Source organism: Polaromonas sp. (genome assembly GCF_016185115.1).
Classification (GTDB): domain Bacteria; phylum Pseudomonadota; class Gammaproteobacteria; order Burkholderiales; family Burkholderiaceae_C; genus Polaromonas.
The window spans coordinates 390,875-414,870 of sequence record NZ_JACPOF010000029.1 but is presented as its reverse complement, the minus strand read 5'-3'; the positions used below and the strand labels follow the sequence as shown (position 1 = coordinate 414,870).

Genomic DNA, 23,996 nt, shown 5'->3' with positions numbered 1-23,996 from the left:
TTTTTTAACCCTTTAGGTGCTTCCTGAGTGCGTTCAGGGCGACGGCCAGGCCAGCTTGCCCGCCACATCCAGGTGCGTCAGGTAAACACGCAGGTCGAACTCGTACTGGTGGTAGTTGGGCTCCATGTGCGCGCACAGCTGGTAGAAAGCCTTGTCGTGGGCCCTCTCCTTGATGTGGGCCAGTTCATGCACCGCAATCATCCGCAAGAACTCTTCCGGCCCTTCCCGGAACAGCGTCGCCACCCGGATCTCACGCTTGGCCTTGAGCTTGTTCCCCTGCACCCGCGAGACGGTGGTGTGCGTGCCCAGCGCATGGGCGATCACATGCAGCTTGCTGTCAAAAGCCACTTTCGACAGCGGCTCCGAGCTGCGCAGGTAGTCGCTTTTCAGCGCCATCACGTAGTCGTAGAGCGCCTTGTCCGTGCGCACGCCATGCGCTTGCGGGTACTTTTTGAGCAGCATCTCGCCCAGCCTGCCCTGGTCCAGCAGTTGCTGCACCTGTTGCTGCAGGCTGGCGGGGTAGGCGGTGAGGTATTTGAGAACAGTCATCCAACGAAGCCCTAAAGCAAGTCCGAGCCGCGGAACCGGCTTTGCCGGGCCGCAGGCTGGCGGCCCCCTCGGGGGGCAGGGAGTGACACGAAGTGCACGACCGTGGGAGCTAACTTTCTCTTCGCAGGGCCGGGAACAGGATCACATCCCGAATGCTCGGGCTATCGGTCAACAGCATCATCAAACGGTCAATGCCCACACCGCAGCCGCCGGTCGGCGGCATGCCGTATTCGAGCGCGCGTATGAAGTCGTGGTCGTAGAACATGGCTTCGTCGTCGCCGCTGTCCTTGGCGGCCACCTGGGCATTGAAACGTGCGGCTTGCTCTTCTGCATCGTTCAGTTCGCTGAAGCCGTTGCCGAACTCGCGGCCGGTGATGTAGAGCTCAAAACGCTCGGTGACTTCAGGGCGGCTGTCGTTGGCGCGCGCCAGTGGGGATATTTCGGTCGGGTGTTCCATGATGAAGGTCGGCTGCCAGAGCTTTTCTTCCACCAGTTCCTCGAAGTACAGCACCTGCAGGCTGGCCAGCGAGCGGGTCGAGAGCCGGTCTTTTTCTTCCGTCATGCCCAGCTTGCGCAGGGCGTTGGTGAGCCACGCGGCGTTGTCGACGTTGTCACCGGCTTCGGTGTGCTTGAGGATGGCTTCGCGTATGGTCAGTCGCTCGAAGGGCTGCGCCAGGTCCACGGGTTTTTCGCCGTAGGTCAGCTGCAGCGAGCCGCAGACCTTCTGCGCCACATCGCGTATCAGCGACTCGGTGTAGCTCATCAAATCGGAGTAGTTCCACCACGCCGCGTAGAACTCCATCATGGTGAACTCGGGGTTGTGGCGCACGCTGATGCCCTCGTTGCGGTAGCTGCGGTTGATCTCGAACACGCGATCAAAGCCACCGACGATCAGGCGCTTGAGGTACAGCTCGGGCGCGATGCGCAGAAACATCTCCTGGTCGAGCGCGTTGTGGTGCGTCTTGAAAGGCTTGGCATTGGCGCCGCCAGGAATCGGGTGCAGCATGGGCGTTTCGACTTCAAGAAAGTCGTTGGCGACCATGAACTCGCGGATGCTGGTGACCGCCTTGCTGCGCGACATGAAACGCTTGCGCGCTGCCTCGTCCATGATGAGGTCGACATAACGCTGGCGGTACTTGACCTCCTGGTCGGCCATGCCGTGAAACTTGTCGGGCAGGGGGCGCAGGCTTTTGGTCACCAGGCGCAGGGTGGTGGCATGCACCGACAGTTCGCCGGTCTTGGTGCGAAACAGTTTGCCGGTGGCCGAGATGATGTCGCCCAGGTCCCAGTGCTTGAAGGCCGAATGCACGGCCTCGCCCACATCGTCGTTCTTGATATAGAGCTGGATGCGGCCGCCCGAGGGGCCGAACGATGAATCCTGCAGCGTCGCAAAGCTGGCCTTGCCCATCACGCGCTTGAGCATCATGCGGCCGGCGACGTGCACCTGGATGTTCAGGGCCTCCAGCTCTTCATTGGTTTTGTCGCTGTAGGCGGCGAACAGCGCTTCGGCCTTGTGTTCGGGCTTGATGTCGTTGGGGAAGGCGATGCCTGCGCTGCGCAGGGCCTTGAGCTTTTCGCGACGCTCGATGATCAGCTGGTTTTCGTCCTGCGGTGCAGGTGCGGTGGCTTGGGCAGGGTTGTTGGCGGGCGCATTCGTTGTCATGGACTTGGGCTTTTGGTGCTGGGGAAGGTGGCTGGCAAGGCTGCACGACAGGGTCATGCGGGGCGTTTGCCTGAACTGCGGGCCGATTTCCCGGCAGCTTGCGGAGCCCGCCGGAATGTGACCAATCTCATTCAAACCACTGATTTTAGTTTTTTACAGGACGGGTTTGGCTTTTATGGGTCGAGAACGGTGTTTTCAGGCCGGATAATCCCTGCCATGTATCTTCGCGCCGGTGTGTTTTCCCTGGGATTGCTCCTGCTCAGCCGGGTGCTGGGTCTGGCCCGGGAGTCGGTGCAGGCAGCGGCGTTTGGCGCTACCGGCCTGGGCGACGTGATCATTGTGATGTTCACCTTGCCTGATTTGCTGGTCGGCATTTTCATCAGCGGCGCTCTGGCTTATGTGCTGTTGCCGCACTGGGCGCAGCAGGACGCAGCTGGGCAGAACGCCAGCCAGAAAAAGGTGACGGCCTTCCTGCTGTTGGCGGGTGCGGTGGTGGGTCTGGGCATCTGGCTGCTGCGCGATGTGCTGGCGCAGGCGCTGGCGCCCGGTCTTGCCGGAGAAATGAAAACCCTGAGTGCGGCATCGCTGGCCTGGAGTGCGCTGGTCCTGCCCATGGCCATGCTCGCGGCGCTGTGGACCACGCGCCTGCAACACGAACGTGACTTTGTTGGCATGTATGCTGGAAATCTGGTCATCAACGCCGTGCTGATTGCAGGTCTGCTGGAGGTCGCCTGGGTGGGACAGGCGGGCGCTGTTGCCGCCCTGGGTCTGTTTCTGGTGTTTGCGATGCTTCTACGCATGGCCTGGCTGGGCTGGCGTTTGCGGTTTGCCCGCGCGGGACTCGCCGCCGCAGACGCTTTGGTCGTGAAGGCAAGTTCTTTAACCCTGCCTCGGGCCAGTATCTGGATATGGGCCGGGCTGTCCTCAGGTCTCCTGTTGCTGTTGCCGCTGGCGGGCCGCAGCATTGCCTCGCAGGGCGGCGAGGGCGCGCTGGCCAGCTTCAACTACGCATGGAAACTGGTGGAACTGCCGCTGGTACTGGCGGTGCAGCTGGTGGCCACCCTGGCTTTTCCGGCGATCACACGAACCGGGGAGGGCACGCCCGAGCGCGCAGCTGCCTTGCGTGTGGCATTCGCACTCGCATGGGCGCTGGCCTGTGCTGCGGCCGCCATCATCGCCACCTTCTCGTTGCCGCTGGCCGGCCTGCTGTTTGGCTGGGGGCGCATGGGTGAAGAGCACCTGCAGGTGATTGCGCGCTGGAGCGCCATCGGTATCTGGTCGCTGCTGCCGCAGGCCCTGATCGCCGTCATGCTGACCGTCACGGCGATCTCGCAGCGCATGCATGTGGCGGTGTGGGCCTATGTCGCCGCTCTGGCAGTGCTGCTCATCCTTGGCCTGATGCCTGACTGGGGCCTGGAGAAGGGTGCTGCGGTGATGTGGCTGCTCAACGGCGTGCTGGCAGGTGTCGCCATTGTGCTGATGTCTGCTGAGCGGCAGACCGTAGCCCGTGCCTTCCCGTGGCTGCCCTGCCTGGTGTCGCTGGCCGTCGCTGCGCTGCTGGTCAGCCTCAAGCCGATGTGGGCTGGCCGCAGCATCCAGTTCACTATGATTGTTTCCTGTGTGTATGGCCTGCTGGTTGTGGGAGGCGCCGTTCTGGCGAGCCCGCAACTGCGCAGGCTGCTTTTTGCCCGGCTACAGCGCGAAGCAGCGCCGTGAGTCCCAGAAGATTTGCCGAATTCCCCCAATGATTGATTTACTGACCATCACCAATGACCCTGTACTGGCGGCGCGCTGCGACCAGCTTGAGGGCATGCGGGTTTTTGTTGACCTTGAACGCGACGGCAAGGCCGAGCGGCAGAAGGGCCTGGACACCTTCATCAGCACACATCATGTGGAAGACGTGGGACGTATCAAGGCCGTGCTGAAAAAGACAAAGCTGATGGTGCGCGTGAATCCCCTGCAGCTCGACAAGCCCGAGCTGACCAGGGCAGAGGTGGATGCCGTTCTTGCCCAGGGCGCGGACCTGCTCATGCTGCCCATGTTCACCGGCGCGCGCGAGGTACAGGCGTTTGCAGGCATCGTTGCGGGGCGTGCGCCCATCGTGGCCCTGCTGGAGACGGCGGGTGCGCTGGAATCGCTTGACGAATGGCTGGGCACACCCGGTATTTGTGAGGTGCTTGTGGGTCTTAACGATCTGCACCTGTCGCTGGGCTGCAAATTCATGTTTGAACCCCTGCTGATGGGTCATGTGGACCGCGTGGCGGCCGCTGCAAAGCGGCAAGGCCTGCGCATGGGCTTTGGCGGCATTGCACGTGTGGATGAAGGCGTGTTGCCGGGGCGCGATGTGCTGGGCGAACACATACGGCTGGGGTCGCAGGCTGTCATTTTGTCGAGAACCTTCAACCGCCTCGGCGGTGAAACATCTTTTGAAGACGCTGTATCAGCCATTCGCGCTGCAGAGGCTGAACTCACCTTGCGCACGCCCGGCGAAACCGAGCAGGACAGGGTTCGCGTCGCGGGCCTGATTCGTCAGCTGTCACATGGGTTGAAAGTGCCTGCATGAAGCGCCTGATGGACATCGTGCTGTCGCTGGCAGCGCTGGTGTTGCTGTCGCCTGTTCTTGTGCTTGTGACCTTGTGGATAGTGCTCGACAGCGGCCGGCCGGTATTTTTCAGGCAAACGCGCGTGGGGCGCGGCGGCCAGCCTTTCGGCATCCTGAAATTCCGCAGCATGCGCATTGACGCGGCCGCGACCGGGCCGTATTTCACGCAGGCCAATGACCCGCGCATCACGGGCGTGGGCCGCTTCATACGCCGAACCAGCATTGACGAGCTGCCGCAACTTCTGAATGTGCTGTGGGGCGACATGAGCCTGGTCGGCCCGCGGCCCGATGTGCCCGCGCAGCAATCTCTCTATGCGCCTGATGACTGGGTTTTGCGCTGCAGCGTGCGGCCCGGCATTACCGGGCTGGCGCAGGTCCGGGGACGCTCTCAGGCTTCTTTTGAGCAGCGGCTGGCCTATGACCTGGAGTACGTCAAAAACGCCTCTGTAGGCCTGGATCTGCGCGTTTTCTGGTGGACGATTTGCCAGCTTGGCGGCCGGCATTCCAATTGAGGGGTCGCACTGTTCTACCCCTGTCGGCAGAGGGGGCTCACCCTATAATCCAGAGTCTTTCGAGCCCTGCCAGACTGGTCCCCAACAAGCTGAAAATTACGTGAACCAACGACAACACGACTCAGTGCTGGAGCAAAAGCCGGTGGGCTACAACGTCCACACGGGCTCTGATGTACAGGCCATGCTTGAAGTCATGGGGCTGTCGTCGATAGAGCAGTTGTTCGCCGATATCCCTTCGCAGGTGCGTTTGCGCCGCGAGCTTGACCTGCCCCCCGCCCTGAGCGAATGGGAACTCATGCGCGATGTTCGCGCCATGGCCGACAAAAACAGTACCACGCTGACGCACGCGAGTTTTCTGGGTGGTGGTGCCTACGAACATTACATTCCTGCAGTGGTGGATGCCATCGTATCGCGCGGCGAATTTTTGACGGCCTATACCCCTTACCAGCCTGAAATGAGCCAGGGCCTGCTGCAGGCCTTGTTTGAATTCCAGGTTCTTGTTGGCCGTTTACTGGGCCAGGAGTCGGTGAACTGCTCCGTCTATGACGGCGCTACGGCGCTCGCCGAGTCCTGCTGGATGCTGTGCTCTGCATCAGGCAAACGCCGTGTGGTCGTGGCGCAGGCGATCTGGCCAGAATACCGGGAGGTGCTGGCCACCTACCTCACGCCGCGCGGTGTCACGATTGACCATGTGGCGCAGGATGCTGTTACTGGCCTCGCCGATGTGGCGGCCATGGCGGCGCTGGTCGCAACTGGCGATGTCGCTGGTGTGGTACTGCAAAGCCCGAATGCACTGGGTGTGATCGAGGATGTGGCTGCGCTGTCACAGGTCTGCAAACAAAATAAAACGCTGCTGGCTGTCTGCGTCAACCCGCTGCTGTGCGGCTGGCTTGAAGCGCCCGGCAAGCTGGGCGCCGATATCGTCGTGTGCGAAGGCCAGCCCCTGGGCTTGCCATTGAACGCTGGCGGCCCCTATGTCGGCATCATCGCCTGCGCCAAACCGCTGGAGCGTTATCTTCCGGGGCGACTGGTGGGGCGCGTACATGACCTCAATGGCAAGCTGGGTTATGCGCTCATCAAGGAAGACCGGGAGCAACATGTGGCCCGCGACAAGGCGACCAGCCATATCTGTTCCAACCAGGCGCTGAACGCCATCCGCGCGGCCATTCACCTGTCATGCCTGGGCGAGAGCAACTTCATGCGTATTGCCGAAGCCAATGCCGCCAACGCCGTGATGCTGCGCGAGTTGCTGGTGGCGATTCCGGGTGTGAAATTGCTGCGCAGCGGCGTGCATTTCAACGAATTCGCCATCGAACTGCCCGTCACTGCAGCGCAGTTCTGCGCGAAGATGCGTGACGCTGGCTTTTTTGCGGGTGTACCGATTGCTGCGGATCTGGCCGGACACGAACGCGGTCTCCTGATTGCCGTCACCGAAACCAAAAACCGCAGCGATCTGGAAGCCTACGCAAAACAGGCTGGCATCAGCCTGGAGGTGCGCTGATATGGCTGCGACATCTCCATCACCCATGATCACCGACCTGCATCGCGCAGGTGCAGCGAGCGATGTGTTTGCAGGTGCTGCGCGCCTTGCTGCGCCGCCTGCCATACCGGCGTTCGCACGCAGGCGCATGACGACGGGCCTGCCCGAGGTCAGTGAGGTTGATGTGGTGCGCCACTTCACGCGCCTGAGCCAGGAATCTCATGGTGTGGACAACGGGCCTTATCCGCTGGGCTCCTGCACCATGAAGTACAACCCCAAGCGCAACGATGCTCTGGCAGCCTTGCCCGGCTTTGCACACGCCCACCCGATGCAGGACGCCGACACGCTGGGCGGCGTCTGGGAGATGTACGAACGGCTGCAGGCCATGATCTGTGAGGTCACGGGCATGGATGCCTGCTGCCTCGCACCGGCGGCTGGCGCGCATGGTGAACTTGCAGGCCTGCTGGTCATACGTGCGCACTTTGCCAAACTTGACGACAGGCGTCCCATCGTGCTGGTGCCGGACTCGGCGCACGGGACCAACCCGGCCTCTGCGTCCATGGCCGGGTTTGACTGTCGCATCGTGCCGTCTGACCTGAAAGGGCGTGTTGATATCGTTGCCCTGCGCGAGATGCTGACCCCCGATGTGGCGGCCTTCATGCTCACCAACCCGTCCACGCTGGGCCTGTTCGAAGACCAGATCGTCGAGATTGCGGATGCCGTGCATGCCAATGGCTCGCTGCTGTATTACGACGGCGCCAATCTCAATGCTTTGATGGGCATCGTTCGCCCCGGAGACATGGGTTTTGACGTGGTGCATGTCAATGTTCACAAGACTTTTTCAACGCCGCACGGCGGCGGCGGCCCGGGTGCAGGCCCTGTGGCGGTCAAGGCCTCGCTTGCAGCCTACCTGCCCAGCCCGGTGGCGATCAGGCGCAACGGTGTGGCGCAGCGTGACGATGACAGGCCGCTTTCGATTGGCCGCATGAAGAGTTTTCACGGCCATGTCGCGGTGCTGCTGCGTGCCTATGGCTATCTGCGCACCATGGGTGCCGCTGGCCTGCGCCAGGCGTCTGAAAACGCGGTGCTCAATGCCAACTACCTGCAGCACCAGCTCGCGCCCATGCTGCCGCCGGTGTATGACCAGTTCTGTAAACACGAGACCCTGCTGTCGGGTGAAAAGCTCAACACCTCTGCGCGCCAGTTTGCCAAGCGCCTGATCGACTACGGCATACACCCGCCCACCCTGGTGGGGGCGGGCTGTGTTTACTTTCCGGGCGACCTGAAGTCGGCCATGCTGATCGAGCCGACGGAAACCGAAACCAAGGCCAGCCTGGATTACCAGGTTGAGATATTCCAGCGTGTCTTCAATGAGGACACCAATGATCAGGCGCTGGTTGAAAGCGCCCCGGTCAGCCGCAAGACGGCACGCATCGTTTTGGATAATTGAAGGATTTGCCATGTGTGGAATAGTGGGTGTGGTCAACGCTGCGGGCACGACCAAAGACGATGTCTGGAAGATGATCGACTGCATCAAGTACCGTGGGGTTGATGAGCAGGGCGTCGAAGAACTGGGGCGCGCAGTGTTGGGTCACGCCCGTCTGGCCGTGGTGGACCCCGAAAACGGCATGCAGCCGATGTCCAGCACCGACGGCAAGGTCTGGGTTGTGTTCAACGGCGAAATTTTCAATTTCATTGAACTGCGCGAGCAGCTCAAGGCCAAGGGCTACAAGTTCAAGTCGCGTTGCGACACCGAGGTGCTGGTGCACCTGTGGTGTGAGAAGGGTGAAAAAATGCTCGACGACCTGGTCGGCATGTTTGCTTTTTTCATCTGGGACCAACGCACCGAAACCGGCATGCTGGCGCGTGACCGCCAGGGCATCAAACCCTGTTTTTACGCGCCCTATGAAGGCGGCCTGGCATTCGCGAGCGAAATGAAGGCCATTCTGGCCCTGCCGAAATTCGAGCGCAAGGTCAACGAGTCTGCGCTGGGCAATGTCTTCACCTTTAACTACTGCCCGCCGCCTGAAACCTGTTTTGAAGGGATTCGCCACCTTCCGCCAGGAACTTTCATGCGTTATGGCGCAGGCAAGTTCTCGGAGCCCGTGCGTTACTGGAGCTGGCCGCTGGACGGCCCGCGTGTGGAGGCCAGCCAGCAGGAACTCGAAGATGTCCTCAATGAAGCCGTCAAGCTGCAGATGCGTTTTGATGTGGATGGCGGCCTGTTTTTGTCGGGGGGTGTTGACTCATCCGTCATCGCAAACCGCCTGGTGCCGCAATGGAACCGTCCTCAACTTGACGCGATTGGCCTGCGCATAGAGGACAAGGGCTTTTCAGAATACTCGTATGCGGAGCGTGTGGCCGGTGACCTCAACATCAAGCTCAAACCGCTGGATATCAAGCCCGGTGATATTCCCGAAATCGCACAAACCGTTGTTCGCCATGCAGAACAGCCTCACGGCGACTTCTCCTTTTTCCTGTTCTTCCTGCTCTCGCGAGAAGCGCACAAGCAGGGCAAGATCGTGATGTTCACCGGCGACGGCCCGGACGAAGTCATGCTGGGCTTCCGCCACAACGAGCAGTTTTTCTCGGAAATGACGCGTACCAACTTTCCAATGCGCAACTATTTCGACCTGATCAGCTACAGCACCGAAAAAGACCGCCAACGCATGATGAGCCCAGAGTTCTTCCCGCATACCCAGGGCGCACTCGAAAAATTCATGGAAATCATTGAGCCCTTCGGTGACCTGGAGCCGGCAGAGCAGGTGGCGGCCTATGAGCTCAACTCATTGATGCCAGGAAACAACTGCGTCAAGGGTGACCGCATGGGCGCTTGCTGGTCTATTGAAGGCCGTGCACCCTTTCTTGACCACCGCGTCAGCGAGATGTTTGCGCGCCTGCCCATCACTTCCAAATTCCGCGATGGCATCGGCAAGTATTTCCTGAAGCAGGCGGCTGAACGTTATTTCGACCACGACTTCGTATTTCGCCCCAAGACCATGCCGACCTTGCCGATTGGCGAATGGATCAAGGGGCCGCTTCACCAGTGGGCGCGTGAGACGCTGGCCTTGCCCGACGGCGGGCGGTTTGACCAGAATGAACTCCAGGTCATGCTGGAAGAGCACCGCAGCGGCCTGCACAACCACACCAAACAACTGCGTACATTGCTGATGACCAAGCTCTGGCTGCAGGAATTCTTCCCACAACAGCAATAACAGGCAGAGACCGCACCATGGCTGACTTTGATTACTACCTGGCCCAGTTCGTCGATATTCACGGCAGGCCCAAGGCCAAGCTCGTGCCGGCCAAGCACAAGGACATGATTTTTGGCGCAGGCGCCGGTTTTGCCGGTTTTGCAATTGCCGGCATGGGCATGGGCCCGCATGGCCAGGAGTTCATGGCCATAGGCGACCCCAAGGATGTGCGCCCGGTGCCCTGGATGCCGGGTACTGCCGTTGTCACCTGCGACGGCCACGTGATGGGCAAGCCGCATGGACTGGATTCACGCGTCATTGCCAAAAAAGCATTGGCTGATTTCCGCGAAGTGACGGGCCTGGAATTCTTCTCTGGGCTGGAGCCAGAGTTCTTCCTGCTGCGCAAGGATGATTCAGGCGGCTATGTGGTTGCCACAGAGTCCGAATCGCTGGACAAGCCCTGCTACGACTTTCGCCACCTGTCTTCCATCTCAGCTTTTTTGATGGAACTGCGCGAGACACTGGACGCGGCCGGCATTGATGTCTACCAGATTGACCACGAAGATGCCAACGGCCAGTTCGAGATGAACTTCACCTACGCGGATGGCCTGCGCACCGCTGACAACCTGACCTATTTCAAGATGGCAGCCCAGGCCATTGCAAAAAAGCATGGCATGTTGTGTTCCTTCATGCCCAAGCCTTTTATCGAGAGATCAGGAAGCGGCCTGCACATGCACATGTCGGCTGGCAAGAAATTTGGTGACAACGCATTTGAAGATGCTTCGGACAAGCGCGGTTTGGGTCTGAGCCCCATGGCTTATCACTTTCTGGGTGGCCTGATGGCACACGCGCGTGGATTGACGGCTATCGCGGCGCCTTGCGTCAACTCCTACAAGCGACTTGTTTCACGCGGTTCGCGTTCGGGCGCCACCTGGGCGCCCGTCAACATCGCTTACGGTAACAACAACCGTACGGCGTTCGTGCGCGGCCCCGGCGGCCGGCTTGAGTTGCGGGTGCCTGATGCAGCCGCCAACCCCTATCTTCTGACGGCGGCCATCATCCATGCCGGGCTGGATGGCATACGCCGCAAGCTGGACCCGGGTGAGCCCTGCAACGAAAACCTCTACACCCTGAGCCGCGATGAGCTGGACAAGCGGGGCATCAAGCGCCTGCCTTCGTCGCTGGCGGACGCCCTCGATTCGCTCGAGTCCGACGAGGCCTTGTGCAAAGGCTTGGGGCAGGCCTTTGTGCAGGAATTTGCACAGGTCAAGCGTGCGGAAAGCGATGAGTTGCTACTCAGCGTGTCGCCAGCGGAATTCCGCCGTTACGTTGACTTTTTCTAGGCGCCTTGCATGCCGGGCAGCCGCGCACAAGACCTGATTTGGTGCCCATGAAAACTGTCCTGTTTGTCACCTACGGCAGTGGTCATGTACGCATGGTGGTGCCTGTGGCACGGGCGCTGGCAGACAGCGGGGTGGCGCGCCCTGTGGTGCTGGCTTTGACAACTGCTGCGTCTGTTGTCAGGGCTGCGGGCCTCGAGCTGTTGCAATTCAGGGATTTCCTGACTGCTGACGATGAGCCTGCACTTGTGTATGGCAGGCGCTTGCTGGCTGACCTCAAGGGTCCCGTAGCTGACCCTGAGGAAAGCGTGGCTTATCTGGGTCTGTGTTACGCGGAGCTGGTGCGGGATGTTGGCCCCGTAGAAGCGGAGCGGCTGTATTTAAGGGAGGGCCGCCAGGCCTTTCTTCCCCTGCAAACCCTGGAGAGAATGGTGGCAAAAGTGGCTCCTGCACTCGTTGTAGGAACCAACTCTCCCCGCTCTGAACGTGCTGCCATCACGGCGGCCAGGCGCCTCGGCCTGCCGTCGGTGTGTATGGTGGACCTTTTTTGCCTGGATGAGGTCAAGTGGATAGGTGATGTCTCTTACGCCGATCGCGTGTGCGTGCTGAATGAATCGGTCAAAAAGTTTCTTGTCGCGGCGGGCAGGGGGAATGAACAGATCGTCGTCACGGGTAACCCGGCATTCGACACCCTGGGTGACCCTGCACATGTGCAGGAAGGCCTTCGTTTAAGGTCTGAGAAGCAATGGAACGGCAAATATGTGCTTCTGTGGCCCACACAGGTCGAGCCGGCCTATCACCCCTTCAACGGCCTGCCGGGCGACGTCGATCTTCCCGGGCGCGCGCTGGCAGGCGTGATTCGCTGGGTTTTGTCGCGTGATGACTGCGTGCTCTGCATCCGGCCGCGTGCCGGTGAGGCTTTGCCCGCAGTACCTGATGATCCGCGCATCGTATTTACAGGTCAGGAGACGGGCCTGCCTGCCTTGCTGCAAGCTGTCGATCTCGTGGTGACGCTCAATTCGACGGTGGGGCTTGAAGGCCATCTGGCCGGTACGGTGCTGGTACAGGTGCTGGGGTCGGTATTTGACGATGCCATGCCCCTGAAAGCTTACGGCATTGCCGATGAGGCCGTGCGGGAGGCGGATATCTGCGCGGCGCTTGATCGTTGTGTTCACCGGCCGCGCCGCCAGCCGGAACAAGTTCACGCGAATGCGACTGCCAGAGTGCTGGATGTCCTTCGTGGATTCCTATAATCAGGGCATGCAGTTGCGGCGGGGCCGTAGCACGCCAGCAAAACCTTCCGGACGTTCATGTCACTCATCAAGAATCCCTCGCCCGTTGACCTAAGCATTTTTTCAGCAAGTGATGATGATGCACAGGTCAAATATGGTTTGCCCCGTTATGTGCACTTCTGCAGGCACTGCGTGATTTCAAACCAGCGCCCAAATTCAGCGGTTGAATACCAGCACACCAAAGACAGCAAAAAGGCGACCATCGCCTTTAATGAAGACGGCATTTGTGATGCCTGCCTGTTTGCGGAGCAAAAGCACAACACCATTGACTGGAAGACCCGCGAAGACCAGCTCGCAGCCCTGTGCGACAAGTTCCGCAGCAAGTCCGGTTACGACTGCCTGGTGCCGGGCTCCGGCGGCAAGGACAGTTTTTACGCCTCACACATTCTCAAGACGCGCTTCAACATGCACCCGCTTACGGTGACGTGGGCACCCCATGTGTACACCGAATGGGGATGGAAGAACTTTGAGTCCTGGCTGCATGCCGGTTTCGACAACTACCTGATGACGCCGAATGGGCGTGTGCATCGCTTGCTGACAAGGCTTGCGGTCGATAACCTGTTTCACCCCTTTCAGGCCTTCATGTTCGGCCAGAAGTCGCTGGCCCCCAAGATGGCCATACTGCATGACATTCCATTTGTCATTTACGGCGAAAACGAGGCTGAATACGGCAACCCCATCGGCGATACCAACAGCGCAAAACGCGACTGGTCTTATTTCACCTCAAACGACAAGTCGAAGATTCATCTGGGCGGAACGCCAATCCAGAGCCTGTACGACGATTTCGGTGTTGAAGAGCAGGATCTTCTTCCCTATCTGCCTGCCGACCCGGTGCAGATAGAGAAAAAACAAATCGAAGTGCATTACCTGGGCTATTACCTGAAATGGCACCCACAGAGCTGCTATTACTATGCGGTTGAACATGGCGGCTTTGAAGCATCGCCTGAGCGCACGCCGGGTACGTACAGCAAGTACAACAGCATTGATGACCGCATAGACGACTTTCATTACTACACGACTTTCACCAAGTTTGGCATTGGGCGTGCAACCTACGATGCCGCGCAGGAAATCCGTTCCAGGGACATCAATCGCGATGAAGGCGTGGCGCTGGTCAAGCGTTACGACGGCGAGTTTCCTGAGCGTTTTGCTGACGAGATATTCCGCTACCTCAGCATCCCCGCGAAGGAATTCCCGAAAGCACACAAGATGTTTGAAAGCCCGATTCTGGATCGGGATTACTTCAGCCGACTCACCGACAACTTCAGGTCGCCTCATCTGTGGAAGCATGAAAACGGTCAGTGGAAGCTGCGGCACTCCGTATTCAACACGCCGGCCTGATCGAAGATGGCAGGCCTGCGCATTATTCCGCGTCTGGATGTCAAGGGCGCCAACCTTATCAAGGGTATACGTCTCGAAGGTCTGCGCGTGGTGGGCGACCCCCATGAGTTCGCGCTGAAATACTATGCGCAAGGGGCAGACGAGATCATCTTCATGGACATTGTTGCCAGCCTTTATCAGCGCAACAACCTGACCGACATCATCCAGCGCGCTGCCGACCAGATTTACATCCCCATCACGGTGGGCGGCGGCATACGGTCGATTGATGATGTGCATACCATGCTGCGCTCCGGGGCCGACAAGGTCGCCATCAATACCGCTGCCATTGCCCGTCCCGAACTGATTTCCGAGGTTTCAAACCGCTACGGCTCGCAGTGCATGGTTCTATCGGTGGAAGCCAAGCGTACCGGACCGGGAAAGTGGGAGGCCTATACAGACAACGGGCGGGAACATACCGGTCTTGATGTTGTGGACTGGATTGCCCGCGCTGTCAGCCTGGGGGCAGGCGAAATACTGGTCACAGCCGTCGACCAGGAAGGCACCCGCAAGGGGCTTGATATCGAGTTGATGCGTGCTGTGAACGCACGGGTGAACGTGCCTGTGATCGCCAGTGGCGGTTTTGGTGACCCCGCCGATTTGAAGCGGGCCAGCGATGTGGGTACCTCGGCGATTGCAATTGCCGACGCCTTGCACTGGCAACGGACCACGGTTGGTGAAATCAAGCAGCAGGCAAGGCAGTATGGCCTGGAGGTCCGGCTGTGAGCGCAGCATCAGGCAAGCCTGTGACTGTGATTGACTACGGCATCGGCAATCTGCTCAATGTCGTGAGGGCGCTTCGACATTGCGGTGCAGAGGTGACCGTCGTTGACCATGCGTCGCAGGTGACGGTGATGCCCGACAGGCTGGTGCTTCCCGGGGTTGGCGCCTTTGCCGATGGCATGACGGAGTTGAAGAGCCGGGGTTTTGACGACCTCGTCAAAAGATACGCCCTGACCGAGCGGCCGTTTTTGGGAATCTGCGTGGGCGCCCAGATGCTTTTTGATGTGGGTGAAGAGTTTGGGGAACATGCCGGCCTTGGTTTGATACCGGGCCGTGTCATGCCTGTGGCTGCTGCGGGTGTGGATGGCAAAGCGCATCGTATTCCGCATATCGGCTGGAGTGCGCTGGCCTTGCCTGTTGCCCGTGCATCATGGGACAAGACTGTATTGGCCCATGTGAACCCCGGCGAACCGATGTACTTTGTGCATTCATTCGCGCCCGTCCCTGAAAACGAGGAGCACAGGCTGGCCGACACTTTTTACGACGGTGTCCGTATTTGTGCTGCAGTCGCGCGTGGTTCCATTTATGGTTGCCAGTTTCACCCGGAGCGGAGTGCCGCGCACGGCCTGACCATCCTTTCCGGTTTCCTGGAGCTTTAGACCCCATGCGTGTCCTTGTCACCGGACGCGGCTCCATCGCCAAAAGGCATGTGCGTCATCTGCGAGAGTTGATTCCCGATGTGGAGATCGCCGTTATCTCCGGTACCGGTGAGATTGACCCTGTTTTCGGCCCTTGCAAGGTGCTGGGCGGAATTGATGACGGCTTTGCCTGGCAGCCAGACGCCGTAGTGATTGCCAGCATCTCTTCGAGACATTCATCAGAACTCGCCCTGTGCCTTGAGAGCGGAATCCCGTGTCTGGTCGAGAAGCCCCTTGTCACAGACCGGGTGCAATTTGACCAGTTGTGCGCGCTTGCAGAAAGAAGCACTGCTTCACCAGCTGTTGTGGTCGGATGCAATCTCCGCTACCTCCCCGCACTTGCAAAGCTTCGTATCGAGCTTGAGCGTGATGCCCCATGCGGGGTACTGAGGGCGCACCTGGAGGTGGGGCAGGAATTGACCCAGTGGAGGCCGGGCAGGGAACTGAAAGACAGTTACAGCGCTTTCGCTTCGCAAGGTGGCGGTGTCCTGTTTGATCTGGTGCATGAAATTGACATGGCCCAGTGGCTGCTGGGGCCGCTGTCGGTGGGGGCCTCTGTTGCTGGGCATTTGAGTTCATTGCCGATTGAATCGAATGATGTTCATGTGGCCTTGCTCAAAACAGCGCAGGGGGCACCTGTGGTGGTCAGCCTTGACTATGTCTCCCAGCTGCCCGTCAGGAGGTATGTGCTGGTGACGGCGGCAGGAACGTTTATTGTTGATCTGATGAAGAAAAATATCACGCTTGAGACACGCGAAGGCAGTCGTGTCATCAATGACAGGCTCCAGGATTTTGACATCGCGCAAACCTATCAACTTCAAATAATGGACTGGCTTGCAGCTGCAGGAAGTCAGGGGCACAAGCTGGTCTCTCCACTGGCTGACGGGCTGAAGACAGCCGGTCTCATGCTGGCCATACACGAGGCCGCCGCGTGAACATCATCACCATTTGTGCCCGGGGTGGCTCTGCGGGGGTACCGGGAAAGAATATCCGCATGCTTTGCGGCAAACCGCTGATCGCGTGGACCATTGGCCAGGCCCTGGAAGCCGGTATCGCCGACCATATTTTTGTTTCCACTGACAGTCAGGACATTGCGGTGGCGGCAGCGGCAGCAGGTGCCCAGGTGCCTTTTTTGCGCCCCGCAGAGCTGGCTACCGCCACTGCCGGGAAGTTGCCGGTCATCCAGCATCTGGTTGAGTGGGTGGAGGCAAATCGCGGACCGGTAAGGTCTATTGTTGACCTTGACCCTACATCCCCCCTGCGCGATGTCATCGACATACAGACCTGCTTCAAAATGCTTGATGCCGAGACTGATGTGGTGATCACGGGTTATGAGGCAGACAAAAACCCGTACTTCAACATGGTGGAGTGCAAACCCAACGGGTTCTTCGAACGTGTTTGCCCCCCTGCGACGGAAGTGCTTGGCAGGCAGTCGGCGCCGACCGTGTATGCCATGAACGCGTCGATTTATGCATGGCATCGCCATACACTGTCTTCTTCATTGTGGGATGCGCAAAAAATCAGGTTGCACGTGATGCCAAGGGAGCGATCCATTGACATCGATCACCCCATTGACTTTGACCTGGTCGAGTTGCTGATGAAAAAAAGAGGGCTTGCATGAAGGATGCGTTTTCATTGGACGGCAAGGTCGTCGTGCTGAGCGGGGCTGCGGGCATCATTGGTTCCCAGGTGGTCAATGCTTTTGTTGAAGCCGGTGCGCGCGTGTTTGCGCTGGATCGTGATCCCGGCTTGCTTGAGGAGCGCCTGGGTAAATCCCACGATGCCATGATCACCTGCGTTGCCGACGTTGCCAGCCGCGATTCGCTGATCAAGGCCCACGCGTTGCTGGAATCTCGTTGGGGACTTGCGGACGGGCTGCTTAACAATGCGGCAACGAAATCCAACAATTTTTTCGAACCATTTGAGACCTTCCCTGTCAACGAGTGGAATGAGGTGATGTCGGTGAATCTGACTGGCGCCATGCTGTGTGCCCAGGTTTTTGGCAGCCCGATGGCGAAGCGGGGCTCCGGAAGCATTGTGAATACGCTCTCCATCTACGGTATCGTGGCGCCGGACCAGCGGATTTACGAAGGCTCCGAATATATGGGGCGTGCAATCAACACGCCTGCCATCTACGCGGCAAGCAAGGCAGGCTTGTGGGGCCTTACAAAATATCTTGCGGCGTATTGGGGGCATCGCGGTGTGCGTGTGAATGCCATTACTCCGGGCGGTGTTTTCAGTGGCCAGAACGACACCTTCGTGGAAAATTATTCCCGCCGGACACCCTTGGGCCGCATGGCTGAAGCTGACGATATGGTTCAGGCCATGCGGTACCTGACCAGCGACGCAGCCAAATATGTGACGGGACACAACCTGGTTGTTGATGGCGGGTGGACAGCGTGGTGAACGGTCAGCATGTCTTCGTGATTGCAGAAGCGGGCGTTAACCACAACGGAGATATTTCGCTGGCATTGCAGCTATGCGACGCTGCCAAAAATGCAGGCGCAGATGCCGTGAAGTTCCAGACCTTCCGCGCAAAAGACCTGGTAGTGCGTGGTGCCCCCACGGCGAAATACCAGGAGCGCCAGACGGGTGCCCAGGACCAGTTCCTGATGCTCGAGAAACTGGAGTTATCGCAGCAGCAGCATGAGCTGATCAAGGCGCACTGCGATGTCATCGGGATTGAATTTTTCTCCACGCCGTTTTCTGTGGCTGCAGTCGACATGCTGGTCGGCCTCGGGGTGCGGCGGCTCAAACTGTCTTCAGGGGAGCTGACGCATCGTGCACTGGTGGAGCATGCGGCTGCCACCCGGTTGCCGCTTCTGATGTCTACCGGTATGGGCACGATGGAAGAAGTCAGCGAGGCCATTGGATGGATTCAGGCTGCGCGTGGCGACTTGCATGACGTTGTCATCCTTCATTGCACATCGGCTTATCCCGCGCCTGATGAGACGCTTAACCTGCGGGCCATGGTGAGCATGGCTGGCGATCTGGGTGTGTTGACAGGTTATTCGGACCACAGCCTGGGCATCGAAGCCCCCCTGGCTGCTGTAGCGCTCGGCGCCCGGGTGATCGAAAAACATCTGACGCTTGATCGGGACATGCCAGGGCCTGATCACAGTGCTTCCCTTGAACCAGATGAGTTTGCCCAGATGGTCGGTGGTATACGCCGTATAAGCGCCATGCTGGGCGATGGCGTGAAGGCTCCGTTGCCCGAGGAGCTGGATACCGCCAGGGTTGCACGACGCAGCGTCGTTGCAGCGGTGAATATTGCGGCCGGAGAAGTCATCACAGCGGAAAAACTCCTTTGTCGCAGGCCAGCCACCGGCATCGAACCCCGCCATCTGCCGGAGTTGCCTGGCCGCCTCGCGGCTGTGGATATTGCAGCTGGTACCGTATTGCAGTGGAACCTGCTGGTTGAAGCTTCCGCACATTGACCATCATGAGCAAAGCCAGGCGCAAGATCATCTACCTGAGCGGTACGCGCGCGGATTTTGGCCTCATGAAGTCCACCCTGAAGCAACTGGCATCCGTCGCCGACTTGAGCGTGGCGGTGACCGGCATGCATCTTCATGCCGACTTTGGGAATACGGTTGAGGAAATCCGTGCGACATCGTTGCGTATTTGCGGTGAGGTACCGATAGATACCGCGAGTCGTACACCTGAGGGCATGTCGGCAGGCGTGGGGCAATGTATTTTGGGCATGACCAGCTTGTTGAGTGCGGAAAAGCCGGACATCCTGCTGCTGCTCGGTGACCGTGGCGAGATGCTTGCGGGCGCCATTGCTGCAATGCATCTGGGAATTGTCTGCGTGCACATACACGGGGGCGAACGCTCCGGTACGGTGGATGAGCCTGTCAGGCATGCGATCAGCAAACTCAGCCACTACCATCTGGTCGCAACGCAAGAGTCCCGTGAGCGCCTGGTCCGCATGGGAGAGATGCCATCGCGCATAGAGGTCACAGGCGCTCCCGGGCTGGATGGCATCGTCGAGGACGCCAACCTGTCCCTGGAAGAGTGTACGCAGGCGCTCGGGCTTCCTTTCGCTTCGCGTTTTGTGCTGGGGGTGTTTCATCCGGTAGTCCAGCAGGCTGGTGATGCCTTTGCACAGACAGAAGCGATCCTCATGGCCCTCAAGCGCGTTGGCTTGCCTGTTGTCTGGCTGGAGCCCAATTCGGACGCCGGATCGCATGAAATCCACCGGGCTTTGGCGCTGGTGGCCTTGCCTGAGGGCTCCAGTCGTTTGCGGCACATTCCGAGGCCCTTGTTCTGTTCAGCCATGAAACATTGCACCGTGATGGTGGGCAATTCTTCTGCGGGCATCATTGAGGCCGCTTCTTTTGGCACGCCGGTGGTTAATGTCGGCGATCGCCAGAGGTCCCGGGAAAGGAACAGCAATGTCCGGGACGTCAATCCTGCGGCGGACGCTATCCAGGCCGCCGTTGAAGAAGCGTTCCACCATGGAAGGTGGCCATGTAACAATAGATTTGGCGATGGCCTTGCTGGCAAACGGATATCTCAATACCTGACGGCACTGTCGCTGGACAGGTCTGTGCTCGAGAAGACCAACACCTATTGATCAGGCGACTGCATATTTAACCCATGAGTGCATCTTCCATATCTTCTGCTTTTGATTCGTTGATGATTTTTGGCGCAGGTGGTCATGGGCGTGTTGTTGCTGACGCGGCATTGCTTGAAGGTAGCTGGGCAGAAATATTTGCGTCTGACAGGAATGCTTCGTCTTGCCGGGGCGAGCTTTTGCCAGGGGTCCAACTGCGGCAGTTGGACGCATCCGGTCCGGCGAATGTCGGTGTGCACATCGCCATTGGAAACAACGTTGCGAGGCAGCAGGAAGCTGCTAAATGCGGCCTTGACCGATTGGTAACTGTGATTCATCCTGCTGCCACCGTGTCTCCCTTCAGTGATATCGGCAAGGGGTGTTTTCTCGCGGCGGGTGCAATCCTTGGGCCGGCGGCGCGCGTTGGGGACGGTGTGATCATCAACCATGGCGCAGTTGTCGATCATGACGTCGAGGTGGGGGCGTTTTCCCATATAGCGCCCAACGCAGCTTTGGGCGGCCACGTCAAAACCGGTCAGCGTGTACTTGTTGGCGCTGGCGCCGTGGTGATGCCGCTAAAGGTTATAGGCGACGATGTCACGATTGGCGCGGGCACCGTGGTCAATCAGGATTTGCTGGAGCCAGGTGTTTATGCCGGAATTCCCGTGAGGAAAATTCAATGAGTTCAGCCGATCTCGGCCTCTTGTGTGTCCCGCCTGAACTGACACTGAGAGATGCCTTGCTCCGCATGGACCAGGCCGGACGCGGGATTTTACTGGTTGTGGATAGTGACGGCACCTTGACGCGGACGCTCACCGACGGGGATCTGCGCCGCGCCATCATCAACCATGCTGGCGATGATTTTCCTCTTGGGCAGCTGCCGTCGGTGCGGTCCGTCACCGTCAACGAGGATGCGGATGCTGCGCGTGTTCTGCATTTGATGGACCACCACCAGATTGATCACGTGCCTGTGCTCGATCCACGCGGACGTCCGATTGACATGATCTTCCGGCGGGAATTGTCCCAGCGTATCTGGCTTTCATCTCCCCATCTGGGCGATGAAGAAACCGCATTTGTGGAGGATGCGTTTAAAACCAACTGGATTGCACCGCTCGGGCCGCATGTCAACGCATTTGAAGCTGAACTCGCTGCACATGTAGGCGTAGGCCATGCCGCCGCAGTCAGTTCGGGTACGGCAGCAATTCACCTTGGACTGCTTCTGCTGGGCGTGAAGCCGGGCGACACCGTTTTTTGTTCATCCCTGACCTTTGTCGGAAGCTGCAATCCAATACTCTATTGTGGTGCAAGGCCGGTATTCATCGACTCCGAGCCCGCTACCTGGAATATGTCACCCGATGCGCTTGAGCGTGCATTTGAATGGGCCAAACGCGAGAATTGCCTGCCTGCCTGTGTGATTCTGGTCAATCTTTATGGTCAAAGCGCCGACATGGACGCCTTGATCCCCATCTGCGAAAAGTATGGGGTCCCGGTTCTGGAAGATGCTGCGGAATCGCTTGGGGCGCATTACAAGGGACGGTCCAGTGGGGCATTTGGTCGCGTGGCGGTGTATTCTTTTAATGGCAACAAGATCATCACGACTTCCGGCGGCGGCATGCTCGTGGCAGACGATTCCGATCTTGTGGTGCGTGCGCGCAAGCTGTCTACTCAGGCCAGGGAGCCTGCGCCGCACTACGAGCATGTTGAAGTGGGATTCAACTACCGCATGAGCAATGTTCTTGCCGGGATTGGCCGCGGTCAGTTAAGGGTGCTTGATCAGCGCGTGGAACAGCGCCGCCGGGTATTTGAACGTTACGTGGAGGCGTTCGCCGATTTTCCTCAAATAAACTGGATGCCAGAACCCGAGGGGTACCGCTCAACGCGCTGGCTGACCTGCTTCACACTTGCAGGAGAAAATGCCAGCACGAAATGCCGCCAGGTCATGAACTCTCTGGAGCGGCATCTGATAGAAGCCAGGCCTGTCTGGAAGCCCATGCACCTGCAAAAACTCTTTGACAATGCACCGTATTTTCCTCATCAGCCCAACAATGACATTTCCCAAAAACTGTTTCATTCCGGTATTTGCCTTCCTTCAGGTTCCAATATGAGCGAGCCTGAGCAGGACAGGGTTATTGATCATTTGAGGAATGTCATCAACACGCTGGAGGATCACCGTGCGTCTGCGTAAAGAGGTTCTGCCGCTGTGGGGCATAGATATGCTGCTTGTAGGCGCAGCCTGGTGGGCTGCGTTCTGGCTCCGGTTTAATTTTGAGATTCCAGACACATTCGAGACGCTGATCGCCTTGAGTCTGCCCTGGATACTGGTTTGTTATACGGTCGGCCTGGGCATTGCCAGGGTTTACAGGCAGGTCTGGCGGTATATCGGGTTGCCTGAATTGAGGCAACTCACGGGCGGTGTCCTTCTCGCCAGCCTGCTTTCCGCAGCGATTGTGCTGATGATGCGGTATCAGTTCTTCCCCCGTTCTGTGCTTTTGCTTCATCCCTTGATTGCTCTGGTCCTGCTGAGCGCAGTGCGTGCAGGGTGGAGGACGCTGACCGAGCACAGTGCGCCCGCAGACGGCTCAAAGCCTCTTTTGATTGTGGGCTCCCTGAGGGAGGCAACCGATGCCTTGCGCGCCATCAAGGGCTCCAGGCAATGGCATTGTGTGGGTATCGTCTCTCCCTTGCCGGGAGAGTTGGGCACTTATCTCAACCAGGTACCTGTATTGGGGTCCCCCGCATCTGTTGTTTCCATTGCGCAGGCCACGGGCGCTTCTACGGCCCTGATTGCAAGCCCCCCAGGATCCGACGAGCGGCGTGAAGTCCTGTCGCAATCCAGCCAGGCTGGTTTGACGCTGATGACCATGCCGAGGCCGGATGAATGGCTCAAGTCCGACAGTAGCAGTCCCCGCAGGATTGAGCTGGAAGATCTGTTGGGGCGGCAAGCGGTCGAGCTGGACATGCGCGGGCTCGCAGAACTCTTTTCCGGACAGACGGTGCTGGTGTCGGGGGCAGGGGGCTCCATCGGTTCCGAGTTGTGCCGTCAAATCGCGCGTCTCGGCGTCTCCCGGCTGGTGTGCGTGGATGCATCGGAAATTGCCATTTACAAGCTTGAGCAGGAGTTGCGCGAGACCCATCCGCAGATGAAGGGCCTGTATTACACGGCCAATATCCGCGAAGAAGACCGTTTGCGAGCCATTGCGATGCACTACAAACCTTCGGTTTTCTTTCATGCGGCGGCGTACAAACATGTGCCCCTGATGGAGTCGCATAACGAGATTGAAGCCATTCGCACCAACATTCTTGGTACCCTTCATGCGGCAAGAGTTGCCGGCGAATGCGGTGCGCACAAGTTTGTCCAGATATCCACGGACAAGGCGGTCAACCCGACAAACATCATGGGCGCCACCAAGCGTATGGCCGAACTTGTTGTACAGAGTGTTGCGCTTGAATACACCGGCACGGAGTTTGTCTCGGTGCGTTTCGGTAACGTCCTGGGTTCCAGCGGTTCAGTGGTTCCCCTCTTCACTGACCAGATCGCGAAAGGTGGGCCCATCACGGTCACGCATCCGGATATCGTGCGTTACTTCATGACCATTCCGGAGGCAGCAAAGCTTGTCTTGCAGGCAGGGTTGATGGGCAAGAGCGGCCAGATTTTTGTTCTCGACATGGGCGACCCCGTGAAAATCGCAGATCTGGCTCGCATAATGATCCAGCTGTCGGGCAAGACCGAACAGGAAGTTCCGCTCGCCTTCACAGGTTTGCGGCCCGGCGAGAAGCTTTTTGAAGAGCTGCTTGCCGACGATGAGACAACCGAGCCTACGCCTCATCCAAAACTGAGGGTGGCCAAGACATCTGGCGAACAGGCTGTTCACATCGGGAGTGTTCAGGACTGGATTGAATCGGCTGGTCCGGCGCCCTCCAGTAGCGATATCAGGGCCTGGCTGAAGGGGCATTTGCCCGAATATAAATCGCAAGCCTGATGTGTGTTCGCGTACCGGCTACGCGGGTCGG

At 59.0% G+C, this 23,996-nt stretch carries 21 protein-coding genes; 19 read left to right on the top strand and 2 right to left on the bottom strand.

Translation table 11 applies throughout. From position 1 onward, the window contains the following. Positions 1 to 33: 33 nt before the first annotated feature. Entirely contained in the window at positions 34 to 549 is a 516-nt protein-coding gene (locus tag HYX42_RS20730; protein WP_293406715.1) for a YgjP-like metallopeptidase domain-containing protein, read from the bottom strand. Positions 550 to 658: 109 nt separating this feature from the next. Beyond that, on the bottom strand, positions 659 to 2,212 hold the full coding sequence (gene lysS / locus HYX42_RS20725) for a lysine--tRNA ligase (RefSeq protein ID WP_293406713.1): 1,554 nt from the start codon (positions 2,210 to 2,212) through the stop codon (positions 659 to 661). 216 nt (positions 2,213 to 2,428) lie between these two features. On the opposite strand from lysS, the gene HYX42_RS20720 reads away from it, so the two are divergent. The 19 genes from HYX42_RS20720 to HYX42_RS20630 all read left to right on the top strand — a co-directional run bounded on the left by HYX42_RS20720 (position 2,429) and on the right by HYX42_RS20630 (position 23,965). Further along, on the top strand, positions 2,429 to 3,928 hold the full coding sequence (locus tag HYX42_RS20720) for a lipid II flippase MurJ (protein ID WP_293406711.1): 1,500 nt from the start codon (positions 2,429 to 2,431) through the stop codon (positions 3,926 to 3,928). Positions 3,929 to 3,956: 28 nt separating this feature from the next. Then, the gene (locus HYX42_RS20715; protein ID WP_293406709.1) at positions 3,957 to 4,775 is read left to right on the top strand and encodes an aldolase/citrate lyase family protein; all 819 of its coding nucleotides are present in this window, start codon (positions 3,957 to 3,959) and stop codon (positions 4,773 to 4,775) included. Then, positions 4,772 to 5,326 carry a sugar transferase gene (locus tag HYX42_RS20710; RefSeq protein WP_293406707.1) on the top strand — a complete coding sequence of 185 codons (555 nt, stop codon included), beginning with the start codon at positions 4,772 to 4,774 and terminating at the stop codon, positions 5,324 to 5,326. The genes HYX42_RS20715 and HYX42_RS20710 overlap by 4 nt, the downstream gene beginning before the upstream one ends. A gap of 100 nt (positions 5,327 to 5,426) precedes the next feature. After that, positions 5,427 to 6,827: an aminomethyl-transferring glycine dehydrogenase subunit GcvPA gene (gene gcvPA, locus HYX42_RS20705; RefSeq protein ID WP_293406705.1), complete on the top strand. Its 1,401-nt coding sequence runs from the start codon at positions 5,427 to 5,429 to the stop codon at positions 6,825 to 6,827. 1 nt (position 6,828) lies between these two features. Continuing rightward, on the top strand, positions 6,829 to 8,256 hold the full coding sequence (gene gcvPB, locus HYX42_RS20700) for an aminomethyl-transferring glycine dehydrogenase subunit GcvPB (RefSeq protein ID WP_293406703.1): 1,428 nt from the start codon (positions 6,829 to 6,831) through the stop codon (positions 8,254 to 8,256). A gap of 10 nt (positions 8,257 to 8,266) precedes the next feature. Further along, a complete protein-coding gene (asnB, locus tag HYX42_RS20695) occupies positions 8,267 to 10,021 on the top strand; it encodes an asparagine synthase (glutamine-hydrolyzing) (protein ID WP_293406701.1) in 1,755 nt (584 codons plus the stop codon). A gap of 17 nt (positions 10,022 to 10,038) precedes the next feature. After that, complete coding sequence (gene glnT, locus HYX42_RS20690; protein WP_293406699.1) at positions 10,039 to 11,343, top strand: type III glutamate--ammonia ligase; 1,305 nt, start codon at positions 10,039 to 10,041, stop codon at positions 11,341 to 11,343. Between the two features lie 47 nt (positions 11,344 to 11,390). Next, positions 11,391 to 12,593 (top strand): UDP-glycosyltransferase, encoded by a 1,203-nt coding sequence (locus tag HYX42_RS20685; RefSeq protein WP_293406697.1) that lies wholly within the window; start codon positions 11,391 to 11,393, stop codon positions 12,591 to 12,593. Positions 12,594 to 12,650: 57 nt separating this feature from the next. After that, positions 12,651 to 13,970, top strand: a complete 1,320-nt coding sequence (locus tag HYX42_RS20680; RefSeq protein WP_293406695.1) for an N-acetyl sugar amidotransferase — start codon at positions 12,651 to 12,653, stop codon at positions 13,968 to 13,970. A 6-nt stretch (positions 13,971 to 13,976) separates the two neighbouring features. Next, positions 13,977 to 14,732 (top strand): imidazole glycerol phosphate synthase subunit HisF, encoded by a 756-nt coding sequence (locus HYX42_RS20675; protein WP_293406693.1) that lies wholly within the window; start codon positions 13,977 to 13,979, stop codon positions 14,730 to 14,732. Then, a complete protein-coding gene (gene hisH / locus HYX42_RS20670) occupies positions 14,729 to 15,388 on the top strand; it encodes an imidazole glycerol phosphate synthase subunit HisH (RefSeq protein ID WP_293406691.1) in 660 nt (219 codons plus the stop codon). The genes HYX42_RS20675 and hisH overlap by 4 nt, the downstream gene beginning before the upstream one ends. 5 nt (positions 15,389 to 15,393) lie before the next feature. Beyond that, complete coding sequence (locus HYX42_RS20665; protein ID WP_293406689.1) at positions 15,394 to 16,362, top strand: Gfo/Idh/MocA family oxidoreductase; 969 nt, start codon at positions 15,394 to 15,396, stop codon at positions 16,360 to 16,362. After that, entirely contained in the window at positions 16,359 to 17,048 is a 690-nt protein-coding gene (locus HYX42_RS20660; protein ID WP_293406687.1) for an acylneuraminate cytidylyltransferase family protein, read from the top strand. The genes HYX42_RS20665 and HYX42_RS20660 overlap by 4 nt, the downstream gene beginning before the upstream one ends. Next, on the top strand, positions 17,045 to 17,833 hold the full coding sequence (locus HYX42_RS20655) for an SDR family oxidoreductase (protein ID WP_293406685.1): 789 nt from the start codon (positions 17,045 to 17,047) through the stop codon (positions 17,831 to 17,833). The genes HYX42_RS20660 and HYX42_RS20655 overlap by 4 nt, the downstream gene beginning before the upstream one ends. Next, complete coding sequence (neuB, locus tag HYX42_RS20650; RefSeq protein ID WP_293406683.1) at positions 17,830 to 18,864, top strand: N-acetylneuraminate synthase; 1,035 nt, start codon at positions 17,830 to 17,832, stop codon at positions 18,862 to 18,864. Before HYX42_RS20655 ends, neuB begins: the two co-directional genes overlap by 4 nt. A 5-nt stretch (positions 18,865 to 18,869) precedes the next feature. Further along, positions 18,870 to 20,006 carry a UDP-N-acetylglucosamine 2-epimerase gene (gene neuC / locus HYX42_RS20645; protein ID WP_293406681.1) on the top strand — a complete coding sequence of 379 codons (1,137 nt, stop codon included), beginning with the start codon at positions 18,870 to 18,872 and terminating at the stop codon, positions 20,004 to 20,006. Between the two features lie 23 nt (positions 20,007 to 20,029). Next, complete coding sequence (locus HYX42_RS20640; protein WP_293406679.1) at positions 20,030 to 20,668, top strand: acetyltransferase; 639 nt, start codon at positions 20,030 to 20,032, stop codon at positions 20,666 to 20,668. Next, positions 20,665 to 22,170 carry a DegT/DnrJ/EryC1/StrS family aminotransferase gene (locus tag HYX42_RS20635; protein ID WP_293406677.1) on the top strand — a complete coding sequence of 502 codons (1,506 nt, stop codon included), beginning with the start codon at positions 20,665 to 20,667 and terminating at the stop codon, positions 22,168 to 22,170. Before HYX42_RS20640 ends, HYX42_RS20635 begins: the two co-directional genes overlap by 4 nt. Continuing rightward, complete coding sequence (locus HYX42_RS20630; protein WP_293406675.1) at positions 22,157 to 23,965, top strand: nucleoside-diphosphate sugar epimerase/dehydratase; 1,809 nt, start codon at positions 22,157 to 22,159, stop codon at positions 23,963 to 23,965. Before HYX42_RS20635 ends, HYX42_RS20630 begins: the two co-directional genes overlap by 14 nt. Positions 23,966 to 23,996 lie beyond the last annotated feature (31 nt).